At 68.5% G+C, this 15,991-nt stretch carries 12 protein-coding genes; 7 read left to right on the top strand and 5 right to left on the bottom strand.

The genetic code is table 11. From position 1 onward, the window contains the following. The first annotated feature begins 160 nt into the window (after nt 1-160). The 7 genes from PV764_RS09445 (at nt 161) to PV764_RS09415 (ending at nt 8,862) form a co-directional block, all read left to right on the top strand. The gene (locus tag PV764_RS09445) at nt 161-2,323 is read left to right on the top strand and encodes a S46 family peptidase (RefSeq protein ID WP_070473743.1); all 2,163 of its coding nucleotides are present in this window, start codon (nt 161-163) and stop codon (nt 2,321-2,323) included. A 281-nt stretch (nt 2,324-2,604) separates the two neighbouring features. After that, nucleotides 2,605-3,249 (top strand): histidine phosphatase family protein, encoded by a 645-nt coding sequence (locus PV764_RS09440; RefSeq protein WP_019185829.1) that lies wholly within the window; start codon nt 2,605-2,607, stop codon nt 3,247-3,249. A gap of 51 nt (nt 3,250-3,300) precedes the next feature. Then, nucleotides 3,301-4,578, top strand: a complete 1,278-nt coding sequence (folC, locus tag PV764_RS09435; protein ID WP_421116524.1) for a bifunctional tetrahydrofolate synthase/dihydrofolate synthase — start codon at nt 3,301-3,303, stop codon at nt 4,576-4,578. 98 nt (nt 4,579-4,676) lie between these two features. Then, nucleotides 4,677-5,705 (top strand): SPOR domain-containing protein, encoded by a 1,029-nt coding sequence (locus PV764_RS09430; RefSeq protein WP_046272392.1) that lies wholly within the window; start codon nt 4,677-4,679, stop codon nt 5,703-5,705. 58 nt (nt 5,706-5,763) lie between these two features. Beyond that, nucleotides 5,764-6,495 (top strand): CvpA family protein, encoded by a 732-nt coding sequence (locus PV764_RS09425; RefSeq protein WP_019185826.1) that lies wholly within the window; start codon nt 5,764-5,766, stop codon nt 6,493-6,495. Nucleotides 6,496-6,525: 30 nt separating this feature from the next. Next, nucleotides 6,526-7,992, top strand: a complete 1,467-nt coding sequence (gene purF / locus PV764_RS09420; RefSeq protein WP_019185825.1) for an amidophosphoribosyltransferase — start codon at nt 6,526-6,528, stop codon at nt 7,990-7,992. A gap of 9 nt (nt 7,993-8,001) precedes the next feature. Next, entirely contained in the window at nt 8,002-8,862 is an 861-nt protein-coding gene (locus PV764_RS09415) for a ferritin-like domain-containing protein (protein ID WP_046272391.1), read from the top strand. On the opposite strand, the gene PV764_RS09410 is transcribed toward PV764_RS09415, so the two are convergent. The 5 genes from PV764_RS09410 to PV764_RS09390 all read right to left on the bottom strand — a co-directional run bounded on the left by PV764_RS09410 (nt 8,835) and on the right by PV764_RS09390 (nt 15,949). Then, complete coding sequence (locus PV764_RS09410; RefSeq protein WP_046272390.1) at nt 8,835-10,322, bottom strand: phospholipase effector Tle1 domain-containing protein; 1,488 nt, start codon at nt 10,320-10,322, stop codon at nt 8,835-8,837. The genes PV764_RS09415 and PV764_RS09410 overlap by 28 nt on opposite strands. A gap of 87 nt (nt 10,323-10,409) precedes the next feature. Beyond that, nucleotides 10,410-11,153 carry a UDP-2,3-diacylglucosamine diphosphatase gene (gene lpxH, locus PV764_RS09405; RefSeq protein WP_421116523.1) on the bottom strand — a complete coding sequence of 248 codons (744 nt, stop codon included), beginning with the start codon at nt 11,151-11,153 and terminating at the stop codon, nt 10,410-10,412. An 85-nt stretch (nt 11,154-11,238) separates the two neighbouring features. Next, the gene (locus tag PV764_RS09400) at nt 11,239-11,772 is read right to left on the bottom strand and encodes a phosphatase PAP2 family protein (RefSeq protein ID WP_019185821.1); all 534 of its coding nucleotides are present in this window, start codon (nt 11,770-11,772) and stop codon (nt 11,239-11,241) included. Then, nucleotides 11,753-12,892 carry a glycosyltransferase family 4 protein gene (locus tag PV764_RS09395; RefSeq protein ID WP_046272388.1) on the bottom strand — a complete coding sequence of 380 codons (1,140 nt, stop codon included), beginning with the start codon at nt 12,890-12,892 and terminating at the stop codon, nt 11,753-11,755. The genes PV764_RS09400 and PV764_RS09395 overlap by 20 nt, the downstream gene beginning before the upstream one ends. A 147-nt stretch (nt 12,893-13,039) precedes the next feature. Further along, nucleotides 13,040-15,949: a TonB-dependent receptor plug domain-containing protein gene (locus PV764_RS09390; protein ID WP_421116522.1), complete on the bottom strand. Its 2,910-nt coding sequence runs from the start codon at nt 15,947-15,949 to the stop codon at nt 13,040-13,042. Nucleotides 15,950-15,991 lie beyond the last annotated feature (42 nt).

Below are 15,991 nucleotides of genomic sequence, written 5' to 3'. Positions count from 1 at the left end.
GGCGTTTTTCCCATGTTGCAGCGCGGGTGGGCCGGGAGGTGGCCATGCCCATCATGGCCGCACTGCGTGCGGCCAGCCGACCATGGGTCGGCTCTACCCGGCTTCGGGCCGGGGCAGCGGCTGGGCTAGAATCGGCGGTTCTTTCACCAGGGGCTGCTCAATGCGCTCGAACCTGCTTGCCTTCTCCGTCGTCGCCAGCCTTGGGCTGGTCCAGGTCGCCCATGCCGCTGAAGGCATGTGGGTGCCGCAGCAGCTGCCGGAAATCGCCGGCCCGCTCAAGCAGGCCGGCCTGAAGCTGTCCCCGGAGCAGATCTCCAACCTGACCGGCGACCCGATGGGCGCGGTCGTGGCATTGGGTGGCTGCACCGCCAGCTTCGTCTCCCCGCAGGGCCTGGTGGTCACCAACCACCACTGCGCCTACGGTGCGATCCAGCTGAATTCGACGGCCGAGAAGAACCTGATCAAGGACGGCTTCAACGCCCCGACCCTGAAGGACGAACTGAGCGCCGGCCCGAACGCCCGCGTGTTCGTGCTGGACCAGATCACCGACGTCACCGACCAGGCCAAGGCCGCCATCGCCGCCGCCGGCAAGAACCCGCTGGCCCGGACCCGCGCGCTGGAGGCGTTCGACAAGGCCCAGACGGCCGCCTGTGAAGCCGATGCCGGCTTCCGCTGCCGCCTGTACAGCTTCTCCGGCGGCAACACCTACCGCCTGTTCCGCAACATGGAAATCAAGGACGTGCGCCTGGTCTACGCGCCCCCGGGCAGCGTCGGCAAGTTCGGTGGCGACATCGACAACTGGATGTGGCCGCGCCACACCGGCGATTTCTCGTTCTACCGCGCCTACGTGGGCAAGGACGGCAAGCCGGCCGCCTTCTCGGCCGACAACGTGCCTTACCAGCCCAAGCACTTCCTGACGTTCGCCGACCAGCCGCTGGGCGCCGACGACTTCGTGATGGTGGCCGGCTACCCGGGGCGCACCAACCGTTACGCCCTGGCCGGCGAGTTCAATGAAACCGCCAGCTGGACCTACCCGACCATCGCGCGCCACTACAACGCGGTGCTGAAGATGATCGACGAGGCCGGCAAGGCCGACCCGGACGTCAAGGTGAAGTACGCCGCCACCGCGGCCAGCATGAACAACGTGGCCAAGAACTACGCGGGCCAGTTGGAAGGCTTCAAGCGCATCGACGCGGCCGGCCAGAAGCAGGCCGAAGAAGCCGCCGTGCTGGCCTGGCTGAAGAAGCGCGGTGCCGCCGGCAAGCCGGCCCTGGCCGCACATGCGCAGCTGATCCAGCACCTGGACACCAGCAAGGCCACGCGTGAGCGCGACCTGTTCGTCAGCCAGTTCAACAGCACCTCCGCAGTGGGCTCGGCGATCACCCTGTACCGCCTGTCGATCGAACGCAGCAAGGCCGATGCCGAGCGTGAGGTCGGCTACCAGGAACGTGACCTGCCCTCGATCGAAGGCGGCCTGAAGCAGATGGACCGCCGTTACGTGCCGCGCATGGACCAGCAGCTGCAGACCTACTGGCTGAGCCAGTACGTGGCCCTGCCGGCCGCGCAGCGCAGCAACGAGGTGCTCAACCAGTGGCTGGCCGGCAGCGACAAGGCCGCCGTGGATGGCCTGGTCGGCAAGCTCTCGGGCACCAAGCTGGGCAGCCTGGATGAGCGCCTGAAGTGGTTCAAGGCCGACCGTGCCGCCTTCGAAGCCAGCACCGACCCGGCGATCCAGTACGCGGTGGCAGTGATGCCGGCGCTGCTGCAGCAGGAAGAGCAGAAGAAGACCCGCGAAGGCGAGTCGCTGGTATCGCGCCCGCTGTACCTGCAGGCCGTGGCCGACTACAAGAAGAGCAAGGGCGAGTTCGTCTATCCGGACGCCAACCTGTCGCTGCGCATCACCTTCGGCAACGTCATGGGCTACGGCAAGGACGGCGTGAACTACACCCCGTTCACCACCCTGGAAGGCGTGGCGGCGAAGGAAACCGGTGAAGACCCGTTCGATTCGCCCAAGGCGCTGCTGGAAGCGGTCAAGGCCAAGCGCTATGGCGGCCTGGAAGACAAGCGCATCGGCTCGGTGCCGGTGAACTTCCTGTCCAACCTGGACATCACTGGTGGCAACTCCGGTTCGCCGGTGCTCGATGCCAACGGCAAGCTGGTCGGCCTGGCCTTCGACGGCAACTGGGAATCGGTGAGCTCCAACTGGGTGTTCGATCCGGTGATGACCCGCATGATCGCGGTCGACAGCCGTTACATGCAGTGGATCATGCAGGAAGTGGCGCCGGCGCCGCAGCTGCTGAAGGAACTGAACCTCAGCAAGTAAGCCGACACGTCGGTTTCGATGACCCCGCAGCGAAATCTGCGGGGTTTTTTTATGTGCGACGTATAGTCAAGCGCGTGGCGCCTTGTTTTCCCCCGTGCGAGCGCGCCGGGCAGGGCAGGGCAGGCCAGGGTAGGCCAGCAAGCCAGCATGCCCGCAAGCAACGAAGCGCAAAGCGCCGCGCAGCTTCACCGCCGCGACCGGGTATGATCCCTGTTCGGTGTGGTTTCACAGGATGTGAACGAAACGCCGCAACCTCCTCCCCCCAAGGACCCCTTGTCCGCATGCGCATCCTGCTTGCCCGTCACGGCGAAACGCCGTGGAATGCCGAAGGCCGCTACCAAGGCCAGATCGATATCCCGTTGTCGCCGATCGGCGAAGCCCAGGCCAAGGCCTTGGGGGAACGCCTCAACTCGGTCGACATCACCCGTGCCGTCGCCTCACCGCTCGTGCGTGCCCAGCTGACCGCCCAGCTCGCCCTTGGCGCCGAGCGGGCCCCGATGCTGCTGACCGAGCCGGACCTGCAGGAAATCGCCCACGGCGAATGGGAAGGCCTGCTGGCCAGCGAAATCCACGAGAAGGATCCCTCCCGCCTGCGCGCCTGGCGCGAAGAGCCGGATACCGTGCTGATGCCCGGCGGCGAATCGCTGCGCCTGGTGCTCGAGCGCAGCTGGCGCGGCCTGGCCCGTGCCGCCGAAGGCCTCGGCGAGCATGACACCCTGCTGGTGGTCGCCCACGACGCCGTCAACCGCGTGATCCTGTGCCGCATCCTCGGCCTGCCGATCTCGCGCCTGTGGACCTTCCGCCAGGCACCGACCACCCTCAACCTGCTCGAAGGGCCCGACCTGGACCAGCTGGAAGTGGTCCGCCTCAACGACTGTGCCCACCACACGCCGTTCTTCGGCGAAGCCAAGCACCGCGCGCTGTAACGCACTGCGTCCCATCCTGCCGTCCGCCCCAACGATTCCGATCCAACGACCATGACCACCACCGCCCGCCCGCAGACCCTCTCCGACTGGCTCGGCTACATCGAGCACCAGCACCCCGCCACCATCGACATGGGGCTGGACCGGGTGCGTACCGTGGCGCAGGCGATGGGGCTGGGCGCACCGGCCGAGCGCAGCATCGTGGTCGGGGGCACCAACGGCAAGGGCTCCACGGTTGCCTTCATCGAGGCGATCGCCCGTGCGGCCGGCTGGAAGGTCGGCGCGTACACCTCCCCGCACCTGCTGCGCTACAACGAGCGTGTGCGCATCGATGGGCACGACGCCAGCGATGACGAACTGATGGCCGCCTTCAACGCCATCGAAGACGCGCGCGGCGATACCACGCTCACCTATTTCGAGTACGGCACCCTGGCCGCGCTGCATCTGTTCGCACAGGCCGGGCTGGATCTGGCCGTGCTTGAAGTCGGCCTCGGCGGGCGCCTGGATGCGGTGAACATCGTCGATGGCGACGTGGCGGTGATCACCACCGTGGACATCGATCACAGCGATTGGCTGGGCGAGGACCGCGAAGCGATCGGCACCGAGAAGGCCGGCATCATCCGGGGCTGGAAGCCGGTCATCCTGGGCGAAATCGATCCGCCCTCGAGCGTGCTCGCGCGCGCCTACCTGCTCGGGGCCAATGCCATCCGCGGCGGCAGCGACTTCTTCGCCGAGGCCATCGATGGCGAACGCTGGCGTTGGCGTGATGTCGGCTTCCGGCTTGAACTGCCGCACCCGGCCCTGCGTGGCCCGATCCAGCGCGCCAATGCCGCCACCGCGATTGCCGCGCTGCGTGCCCTGGATCGCCCGCTGCCGCGCACCGCCTTCATCGAGGGCGTGGCGGCCGCGCGCATCCGTGGCCGCCTGCAATCCTTCGATCGTGATGGTGTGGAGGTGCTGGTCGATGTCGGCCACAACCCGCAGGCTGCTCGTGAGCTGGCGGCGGCGCTGAAGGCCAGTCCCGTCACCGGCAGCACCATCGCCGTGTTCGCTGCCCTGCAGGACAAGGATGCTGCCGGTGTCGTGGATGCCTTGGCCGATCAGGTCCAGCAGTGGCATCTGGCCGGCCTGGAGGGCGCGCGTGCGCAGAGTGCCGCGGAACTGCAGGCACGCCTGGCTGGTACCGGTGCGGCCGCCGCAACGCCGCACGCGACCGTCGTGGAGGCCCTGCAGCATGCCGTGACGCAGGCCAACGCCGGCGACCGCGTGCTGGTGTTCGGCTCCTTCCATACCGCCGCACAGGCGCTGCAGACGCTCGACCCCGGCGCCTGAGGGCGCTTTGCGGTGCCGTTCAGCCGCATCAGCCGCCGCACACGCGCGCACCCGTATAATCGCCGTGGCATTCCGCCGCGCCGCCTGCCTGCCTTCACGTGGATACTCCTCTGAAACAGCGACTGATTGGTGCCATCGTCCTGGTGGCGTTGGCCGTGATTTTCCTGCCCATGCTGGTCAAGGGTCCCGCACCTGATAGCGGTGTCGCCAACGTGCCGATCAGCGCACCGGCCGCGCCATCGGATGGCCAGTTCGAAACCCGCGAGCTGCCGCTGGTCGCACCGACCGGTGGCGCCACCGGCCTGCAGAGCGGGGCATCGACCACCCAGCCGTTGGCCGACAGCGCTGCCGTCGCCGCCGATCCGGCCGCGGCCGATACCTCGCCGGCCGTGGCCGCCGGCAACTACGCCGTGAGCTTTGGCGCCTACGCCAGCGAAGCCGATGCCGACCGCGTCATCGCCTCGCTGAAGAGTGCCCAGCTGGCGGGCTTCCGCGAGCCGGCCACGATCAACGGCCGCCAGGCCTGGCGCGTGCGCGTGGGCCCCTACGCCGACCGCGCGCTGGCCGAAGCGGGCCGCCTGCAGGCGGTCAAGGTGCGCAACGACGTCAAGGCCGAGGTGATCACCCTCGATGCGCGCGCCGACACCGCGGTTGCCGCGACCCCGGCCGCCACCGCACCGACTCCCTCGGCTGCACCGCCGGCCTCCAGCGCCGCCGCCGCGCCATCGGGCAACACGGTGAAAACCGAGTCCCTGCCGGCCGAACCGGTCGCGGCCGCCAAGCCGGAACCGAAGCCGGCCGCGCCCAAGCCCGAACCCAAGCCGGCACCGGCGCCCAAGCCCGAAGCTGCCGCTGCGGCGCCTGCTGCCCCGGCGGCCCCGGCGGCCAGCAGCGTCGGCTTCGCCGTGCAGCTGGGTGCCTTTGGCCAGGCCACCGAAGCCAACGCGCTGCGCGACAAAGTCCGCGCCGCCGGCTTCAGCGCCTTCGTGGAGCAGGTCCGTACCGACAAGGGCACCCTCAACCGGGTCCGCGTCGGGCCGGTCGCCAACCGCGCCGATGCCGAGAACCTCAAGGCCCAGGTCGCCGCCAAGGTCGGCGTGGCCGGCATGGTCCGCCCGCATCCCTGATGCCTGACCTGCGCCGCCCTGCATCTGCTGGACGGCGCCTGCCGCGCGGCCTGACGGCATGATCGACATCGTCCTGCTGGTCCTGATCGGCGCCTCGGTCCTGCTGGGGCTGATGCGCGGCTTCGTCGGGATCGTGGTCGGCACGCTGTCCTGGCTGCTGGCCGGCTGGGCCGCGTTCCTGTTCGGCAACGACGCGGCGCACTGGTGGGCCGCCCCCCTGGAACCGGGCACCGGCCACTATGTTGCCGGCTATCTGGGGGTGTTCCTGATCGTCATGATCGCGGTGGGCCTGATCGGCATGCTGATCAAGGCCGCCGTGAAGGTCACCTGCCTGACGGGCGCCGACCGCGTGCTGGGCGGCGCGCTGGGCCTGGTCCGGGGCGCCTTCCTGGGCTGCGTGCTGCTGATGCTGGCCGCCTTCACACCGTTGCCGCAGGAGCCGGCCTGGCAGACTTCGCAGGTGCGCCCGCTGCTGCAGCCGGGTGTGCGCTGGATGCAGGCGCAGCTGCCCGAGATGGCGTTGCCGGAGGTGAATCTGCCGCAACTGCCGACGATGGATTTGGGCAAGCCGCTCGCGACAGGCGATAATGGCGTCCTTGGCGAGGTAGTGGCAGGGCGCGGATGGCCGCGTCCCGTTGACGAGGGGAGGGAGACGGCACCTGCCGACGCTGCGGCGCGCGGGCCGGCTTCCACACTGCCAGTCAATATCGAGCCGGCGCACCCGCGTCCGGACGACACCGCTCCGGCACGGAACGGTACCCCCGGCCAGGCACGGCCACCTTCACTGTAGATGGGCGCAGCCCAGCGGAGAACTCGCACCATGTGTGGCATCGTCGGAATCGTCGGCAACCAGAACGTCGCCGGGCAGTTGTATGACGGCCTGACCGTCCTCCAGCATCGTGGCCAGGACGCGGCCGGCATCGCCACTGCCGATGGCACCCGCCTGCGCGTGCAGAAGGCCAATGGCCTGGTGCGTGATGTGTTCGATGCCAAGCGGATGTCCACGCTGGAAGGCCGCGTCGGCATCGCGCACGTGCGCTATCCCACCGCCGGTTCGGAAGGCATGGACGAGGCGCAGCCGTTCTACGTGAACTCGCCGTACGGCATCGCGCTGGCCCACAACGGCAACCTGATCAATACCGAAGCCCTGCGCCAGCAGGTGTTCGAGCAGGACCGCCGCAACGTCAACACCGATTCGGACAGCGAAGTGCTGCTGAACGTGTTCGCCTTCGAACTGGACGCGCAGCGCCAGCTGACCCCGGAAGCGGCGATCCGCGCCGTGGCCGCCGTGCACCGCCGGGTCAAGGGTGGCTATGCGGTGATCAGCGTGGTGCTGGGCCTGGGCCTGGTGGCCTTCCGCGATCCGCATGGCATCCGCCCGCTGGTACTGGGCAAGCGCGCCCACGCCGAAGGCGATGAATACATCGTGGCCTCCGAATCGGCCGCCCTGGACGTGCTCGGCTTCCAGCGCGTGCGCGACGTGCGCCCGGGTGAAGCGCTGGTCATCACCGCGCGCGGCGAGCTGTTCTCCGAAGTCTGCGCCGAGCCGGTCGAGCACAGCCCGTGCATCTTCGAGTACGTGTACTTCGCGCGCCCGGATTCGATGATCGACAACGTGTCGGTGCACAAGGCGCGCATGCGCATGGGCATCAAGCTGGGCGAGAAGATCCTGCGCCTGCGCCCGGACCACGACATCGACACCATCATCCCGATCCCGGATACCTCGCGCGATGCCGCGCTGGAGATCTCCAACACCCTCGGGGTGAAGTACCGCGAAGGCTTCATCAAGAACCGCTACATCGGCCGCACCTTCATCATGCCGGGCCAGGGCGAGCGCGTGAAGTCGGTGCGCCGCAAGCTCAACCCGATCCACCTGGAGTTCCGCAACCGCGTGGTGCTGCTGGTGGATGACTCGATCGTGCGCGGCACCACCAGCCAGCAGATCGTGCAGATGGCGCGCGACGCCGGTGCCCGCAAGGTCTACCTGGCCAGCGCCGCGCCGCCGGTGCGCTATCCGAACATCTACGGCATCGACATGCCGGCGGCCGAAGAACTGGTCGCGCACAATCGCAGCATCGAGGAAATCGAGAAGCACCTGGGCTGCGACTGGCTGATCTACCAGGACATCGAGGACATGGAAGCGGCGGTGAGCGAAGGCAATCCGGAGCTGAAGTCGTTCGATTCCTCGTGCTTCAACGGCGTCTACCCGACCGGGATCGAGCCGGGCTATTTCGAGCGCATCCAGCAGCTGCGTTCGGACGATGCCAAGCACAAGCGTCGCGCCTGAGGGCCGGGCATGAGTGATGTGTTGGACAGCGCGGCCGGCGATCTGCTGCAGGCCGCGCAGCAGTGCCTGGCCGAGCCGGATCCGCTGCGCAAGGTTGCCTTGACCCAGCACTATGCCGTGCAGTTCCGCGCCGGTCGCCTGAAGGCACCGGCCGATGCGCCGCCACCGGCGCCGATCCGGATGCCGGGGCGCCCGGCCAGGCCGACCCTGGTCCACCCGCGCGATCTTCCGCGGCGTGGCCTGGGCAGCGTGGAGGGGCGTGCCGCGTTCGTGCATGCCATCGCGCATATCGAACTCAATGCGATCGACCTGGCCTGGGATGCGGTCTACCGATTCCGCGGCCTGCCGACGTCGTTCCATGCCGACTGGGTCAGTGTGGCCGATGACGAATCGCGCCACTTCATGCTGCTGCACGATCGGCTGCAGGCCAATGGCTATGCGTACGGCGATTTCGACGCACACAACGGCCTGTGGGAAATGTGCGAGAAGACCGCGCACGACGGGCTGGCGCGCATGGCGCTGGTGCCGCGCGTGCTCGAAGCGCGCGGGCTGGATGTCACCCCGGGGATGATCGTGAAGCTGCGTGCCGGTGGCGACCATGCCACCGCCGATGTGCTGGAGATCATCCTGCGCGAAGAAGTGGCGCACGTGGCCGCCGGCTCGCGCTGGTACCGCTGGTACTGCACGCGTGAAAACGTCGAGCCGCGACCGCGGTTCATGGCGCTGCTGAAGGAATACGCCGGCGGCTATCTCTATGGCCCGTTCAATCTCGAAGCGCGCCTGCTGGCTGGCTTTGATGAGGAAGAACTGGCCGAGCTGATCGAACAGACCGAGCTGCGCGGTCAGGTGTTGGCCAGCACCACGCGCTGACCGCTCGCGGTCGGCCGGTTGACGTAGAACAGGCCCGGCCCGGGTCGATACGGCAACTCCCGGGTGCCTTCATCGGCGGCGTAGAGCAGCGCGGTATCGCCCAATGCATCGAAGTTCCAATGTGCTGACTGCATCAGGTAGCGCTGGCGCAGCAGCAGCTCCTGCGCGGCGTCCAGCGGCTGGCCGGCCAGCAGCCGCGCTGCGATCGGTTGCAGCTCCATCGGCAACGCCAGCGCAGGCAGCTGATCGGGCGAGGTCGTCCACGCCACGCCCGCCGCGGCGGCGCGCTGGTGCAGCAGCCGCAACGCGATGAACTGGTAGCGCGCATCGATCTCGCGGCGCAGGACGACCGCCGCGTACCCACGCAGGGTGAGTTGCGGCAGCACGCTGCGGCTGCCGGCGATGCGCTGCTGCTGCCACTGGTGCCAGACATCGACCCAGATCGCGTCATCGCCCAGGCCGAGCGTGCGCTGCCAGCGGCGGCAGGTTGCCTGCGCGGTGCGGTAGACCGTGCTCGCGCGCAGCAGTGCCAGCGGCGGCACCGCGCCTGGCGCCAGCCCGGTACCGCGCAGCAGCTGACCCTGGGGCCGGCTGAGCAGCTTGGGCCCTTCGATACGCTGGTCGTAGCCGCCGCCAATGTTGGCGTGCACGCCCGGCAGGGCGATCTCTTCGTGCTCGGGCGCCACGCTGGTGAGCGCGAAATGCTCGCGGTGTTCATCGCGGGCGACCAGCTGCACCACCTTGTCCGCACAGCCGGGGCGCAGCGCGAGCGCCGGCATCTCATCGCGGTGCTGGCGGCCGATCGCCACCACGGTATCGAGCAGCCCCACGAAGCGTACCGGCCGCGCGGTGGCGGGGAATCCCGGCGCCAGCGCCCAGCCCGAGCGCACCAGCTGTTCGCGCAGCCACGCGGCACCGGCGGGTGCATTGAGCACGTTCACCACGTCGCGTGCACTGGCCGCGCCACGCGAGTAACCGAACAGATCCACCCGCACGCTGCCCAGGGTATGACCGGGCTGCGCGCGGGCCAGCTGGCGCAGCGCCTCCGGCAGCAGCTGCTCCAGCGCGCGCCGTCGTTTGGCGCGTACGCCGGTGCGCCCGATGCCGAACGCCAGCCCCATCAGGTCGTCTTCCTCGCCGGTACGCGTGCCCACGCCTTCGATGTAGATCGACAGCGCGAGGGTGCTTCCGGCCGGCGGCAGCTGCCGATGGTCCGGGTACAAAGCGTGCAGCCGCGCGATGTTGGTCAGGCCGTTGCTGTAACTGCTGGTCAAGCGGCTCTGGTACGGCGAGGCATCATCGGCGACCACCGCAGGTGGGCGCGGCGCAGGCGTGGTGGCACCGGGCGGGCGCGAGGCGCGCTGCAGGTTGTCGGCGTTGTTGCGGGTGCCGTCGAAGAACAGGCCGATGTGCAGCGACACCGTCGGCGCCGTCGTCGGTTGGGTAGCTGCCACCGCCATATCGTCCCTGTTCCCCGAGGATGCCCGGCTAAGGTAGCGCGGAAGCCCCGCGCCGGAACAGCACGGCAGGCAGGGCCGCTGCCGGCGTCAGCTCGCCAGCGAATCCAGGGTCCAGCCGTCCGGGGTGACGCGCAGCACCGAGCCCTGTTCGTACCAGTCGCCCAGCACGATACGCGTGCAATCGCGGCCCCCGGCCTGCAGCGCATGGATGGCGGGGCGGTGGGTATGGCCGTGGATCATGGTGTCCACGCCGTAGCGGCCGAAGGTGGCGTCCACTTCTGCCGGCGCGACATCGGTGACGGTCTCGAACTGGGCACGGTCCCCCTGCTTCATTTCCGACTGGCGCGCCTGGCTGGCATCGCGGGCCTTCTGCGCGAAGGCAATGCGCGCGGCCAGCGGCTGCGACAGGAACTGCGCCTGGAACACCGGGTCGCGAGTCTGCGCGCGGAACTGCTGGTAAGCGATGTCGTCGGTGCACAGCAGGTCGCCATGCTGCAGCAGCACCGGGCGGCCGTACAGATCGATCACACTCGGGTCGGGCAGGATCGTGAATCCCGCGCGGCGCGCATAGTCCTCGCCGACCAGGAAATCGCGGTTGCCTCGGATGAAGTACACCGGCACGCCGGCGTCGACCACGGCATGCAGCGCGACCGCGACCGCATCGGCGGCCGGGGAGGGCGTGTCATCGCCGATCCAGGCTTCGAACAGATCGCCCAGGATGTACAGGGCATCGGCCTGCATCGCTTCATCGCGCAGGAACGCCAGGAACAGGTCGGTGATGGCTGGACGACTCGGGTCCAGGTGCAGATCGGAGATGAACAGCGTGGTCATGCACGCATTGTAAAACGGGATCACGGGCGAGGCATCGCTGCAGGGTGAAGCGCCTGGCTGCGTCAACGCAGCACGGCCATGGCCGCTACAGCGGCAGCCACTGCAGGCTGGCCGCCGCCAGCAGGGCGGCAATCCCGGTCGCGGCCAGCACATCGCTGGGGTAATGCAGCCCCAGCACGACCCGCGACAGCCCGATCAGCATCGTAAAGGGCACGAGCACCGGGGCCAGCCACGGGTAATAGGCCAGTGCCACGATCGTGAAGGACACCGCGTGCAGGGTGTGCCCGGACGGGAAACTGAACTCGTCCAGCGGCGCCACCCAGGCGCGGATGCGCAGGTCGGCGGCGTAGGGCCGCGGGCGTCGCGTCCAGCGTTTGAGGCCCTTGTACAGCAGCAGGGCCATCAAGCCGGTGGCGGCCATGTGCAGCGAGGCACGCAGGCCGTCCAAGCCATCCAGCAGCACCAGCGCACCCATCAGTGCGTACCAGAAGGCGCCGTCGCCCAGGCGGCTGATCACCGCGAAGGCATGGCGGATCCGGCGGTGCCGGCAATAGTGGTTGGCGCGGCGGCACCAGCGCGTTTCGCGGCCACGCAGGGCGTCAAGCGGCGTGGTCGGCATGTGCCCTCCGGGCGTGGGCCAGTTCAGCGAGCAGCGCATCGAACTCGGCGACCACGTGCTGCGGATGCAGGCGCTTCATCGCCGTGGCGGCATTCCGGCCGAGCCGGTGGCGCAACGTATCGTCGCCGGCCAGCTGCACGGCGGCCGTCACAAACTCGCTGTCGTCATTTACGGCGATGCCGTTCTCATCGGTACGCAGGTATTCGCGGGCGGCGCCGTAGTCGAAGGCGACCGTGGCCAGTCCGCTGGCCATGGCTTCAAGGGTCACGTTGCCGAAGGTCTCGCTGCGGCTGGGGAACAGGAACAGATCGCCGCTGGCGAAATGCCGCGCCAGCGCGTCGCCGCGCTGCACGCCGCAGAAGATGAAGTCCGGGTTGTCGTGGGCCAGCCTGGCGCGCGCTGGGCCATCGCCGACGAAGATGAAGCGCGCCTTCGGGCGTACCTGCTGCAGGCGGCGGAACGCTTTGACCGCCAGCCCGAGATTCTTCTCCGGGGCGATGCGGCCGACATGGATCGCCGCGAATCCGTTGCCGTCGATGCCCCATTCCTCGCGCAGCGCCGGGTCGCGCCGCTCGGGTTCGAACTGGCTGCTGTCCACCGCGCGCGCCAGCAGACGGACGCGGTCGAAGCCCTGTTCGCCGAGGAACTGCTGCAGCTCCTGGGTCGGCACCAGCGTCGCATCGGCCTGGTTGTGGAAGCGGCGCATCCAGCGCAGCGCGGCGGCCTGCAGCCAGGCCACGCCGTAGTCGGGCAGGTACTCGTCAAAGCGGGTATGGAAGCCGGTCGCGACCGGAATGCCGAGGCGTCGCGCGGTGCGCAGTGCCGACCAGCCCAGTGGGCCTTCCGTGGCGATGTAGATCGCGTCCGGCCGCTGCTGCTGCCACTGGCGGCTCAAACGGGCGGGCGCGGGCAGGCCGAAGCGCAGGCCGGGGTAGCGCGGCAGGTTGGCGCCGGTGACCAGGACGGTGCCTTCGGCGGCGTCCACATCGGACGGTTGCCGGGGCCGGACCAGATCCACCTGGTGGCCGGCGGCACGCAGCCCCAGTTCCAGGCCCTGCACGGTCAGGGCGACGCCGTTGACTTCCGGGGGATAGGTTTCGGTGACGATGGCATAGCGCATGGCGGGCCTCCGGTATGCCACGCATGCTGGGGCCGGGCGATGTAGCCGACATGACCGCCGTATGACGCCGGCATGACGCGCACGCCGGCAGAAAAACACCACGGCCCCGAAGGGCCGTGGTGATCGAGCGAGGTTACCGGGCGGCGATCAGAAACGCTGCTGGTACTTCATGTACAGGAAGCGGCCGATGTCGTAACCGCCGTAGTACGAGAAGGCCGAGTTCGGCTGGGTGTACATGATCGGGCCGTACTTCTCGAACACGTTGTTGGCACCGACCGAGACGGTCGCGTCCCAAGGCAGGGAGTAGCGGAACTGCACGTCGTGGAAGGTGACCGAGCCGCGCTCGTTGTAGTCACGCGAGCCGGCATACCACGGGGCCTGCACGCCGGGGTCGGAGCACTCGTCCGGTCGGGCTCGTGCGTTGATGCAGCGTTCCTTGACGCCGGAGTAGTAGCGGGCGGTCCAGCTGGCGCCGAAGTTGCCCACGTCCCAGCCCAGGGTCAGGTTGGAGCGCACGCGGAAGCCGCTGCCGATGCCGTTTTTCGTTTCGGGCACCACGTCAGCGTCGTTGGTGGTGCGCTCGAGGTAGGAACTGACATAGGTCGTCGTCCACCCGGTGCTCAACTTGCCATGGCGGGTATCCAGGTGGTGGCTCAGCTCCAGGTCGTAACCTTCGGTTTCCAGGAAACCGGAGTTGCGCCTGCCGTACGTCAACTGGTCCACGATGCCGGTGACCGGGTCGCGGGTGAAGCCGCTGCAGCGCGAGGTGATGCCCTGCTCATAGCAGTCGCGCAGCATGTCGTTGGGGTGATCGTTGACGATGGTGTTGTCGATGCGGACCTTCCACCAGTCCAGCGCCACGTTGAGGTGGGGCACGAAGGACGGGCTCCAGACCAGGCCCAGCGTGCGGCTGGTCGAGGTTTCCGGCTGCAGGTCAGGGTTGGAGCCGTTGGTGAACGGCACCGGGGTCTGGTCGCTGCTGCTGGTGATCGGCACGCCGCCCTGGCGCAGCTGGCGGTAGGCGTCGGCATTGGCGATGTCGGCGGCGCACCGGGCGCGCACCTCGGCACTGCTGGCCGAGGCCCCGTAGACGGTGTCGCAGGGGTCACGGTAGCCGGTGGTGAAGGTTTCCGAACCGCCGCCATACAGATCGGAGATGGTCGGCGCGCGGAAGCCCTGCGCCCACGTGCCGCGCACCAGCAACTGCTCGATCGGCTTCCACTTGAAGCCGAACTTGCTGTTGAGGGTGGTGCCGAAGGTGCTGTAGTCCGAGTGGCGGGTGGCGGCGCTCAGGCTCAGCTCGCGCGCACCCGGCAGGTCGGCCAGGATCGGCACGCTCAGCTCCAGGTAGGCCTCATTGACCTTGTAGCCGCCCCCGGTCGGGCCGGCGGCCAGGTTGGTGGTGGCACCGCTCTGGGCCAGCGCATCGGGGATGAACTCACCGGCCTCCTTGCGCGTTTCCACGCCGAAGGCGAAGCCCAGATCACCGGCCGGCAGGGTCATCACCGTACCGGCGATGCTGGCGAACGCATTGCGGGTGGTGGTCTTGCCGCGCGTGATTTCCGGCGGGAACAGATGGTCGATCAGGGCCTGGTTGCCGCTCAGCCCATTGGGGTCGTTGCTGCCATACGGCGCCAGCGGGTTCCACGGCATGCAGCCCGCGATCGGTGCGCCCGGGACGCCACATTCCACCTTGCCGGTGGCCTCGTTGTAATACGACGGGCCGACCGCGTTCTTGACCCGTTCCTTGTGCAGATTGCCGGTCGACCGCTGCAGCAGTTCGCTGCGGTTGTACTGGTAGCCCACTTCCCAATCGAAGTAGCGCTCGCCCACCTCGAAGCTGCCTTCCAGCGCGGCCACGGCGCGCCAGGTGGTCAGCTCGCTGGTGCTGACCCGCGGAACCTCCCAGGCGCGGCGGTTCCAGGCGATGTCGGTGGGGGTGTCATAGCCGTGGTGGTTGCCGAACGGATTGAACCAGCTGTCGGCCGACATCCGCCCGATACCGGCGGTGGCGGACTGCAGCGGGTAGCCGGCCACCTGGCGCGTGGAGGTGCGCTTGTTGTAGCCCAGCTGGGTGGTCAGGCGGATGTCATCGGTCAGGTCCAGGCGGCCATCGAGGAACAGCGAATCGCGCTTGAGCGGCGAGATCAGGTGCATCTGCTCCTGTGCGTTGCTGACATCACCGGTGAACGGGGTCAGATCGCTGAGATGGTAGTTGGCCGGGTTGGTCGGGTCGGCGCCGCGATCCAGCGAATAATTGCAGCCCGCCGCGGCGGTGCAGCCCGGGCCCCTCAGGCCAGTGATCTGGCCCCACTGGCTGAGCTGGGTCCAGTTGTCGCCGGGGTGGCGGGTGGTGTTCGGGAATTCGCTGAACCAGCGGTTGCGTGCCCAGACGCCCTTCTCTTCGGTGTGCTCGGCCGAGAAGGTCAACGAGGCGCGGTCGTTGGACCAGCCGGCCACCACATCGACACTGGTGCGCGCGCCATCACCCTCGCCGTACTGGCCCTGGTAGACGTTGGCGGTCACGCCGCTGACGTTGCTGCGGGTGATGATGTTGATCACGCCGGCCATGGCGTCCGAGCCATAGATCGCCGAGGCGCCATCCTTCAGCACCTCCATGCGTTCGATCGCCGAGACCGGCACGCTGGAGATGTCCTGGTAGCCGCCGGTATTGATGCCCAGACGCTTGCCGTTGATCAGCACCAGAGTGCGTTGCGCGCCCAGGTTGCGCATGTCGATGTAGGTGCCGCCGGCATTTTCGCCGGCAGCGAGCACGTTGGAGCGGCTCAGCGCCGGGCTGCCGACCGCGGTCAGGTTCTGCAGGATGTCGGCAACTGAACTGAAGCCCTGCCGCTCGATGTCGGCGCGGCTGATCGCGAGCACCGGCTGGGCGGACTCGACATCGACCTGGCGGATGCGCGAGCCGGTGATCTCGATGCGGTCCAGGGTGGTCGGGGTGGCGTCCTGGGCGAGGACGGCGGTGGAAGCCAGGCCAGCGGTGCCGGCGACCAGGGCCAGGCGGATCGCCTGCCCCAGCGGGGTAGTGGATGAAGACATGATCGACTCTCTCTCTAATCGGAACGACGTCCAAGAAGTCGG

Source organism: Stenotrophomonas sp. AS1, assembly GCF_048957655.1.
Taxonomy (GTDB): domain Bacteria; phylum Pseudomonadota; class Gammaproteobacteria; order Xanthomonadales; family Xanthomonadaceae; genus Stenotrophomonas; species Stenotrophomonas bentonitica_A.
This window is presented reverse-complemented; position numbering and strand designations above follow the sequence as displayed.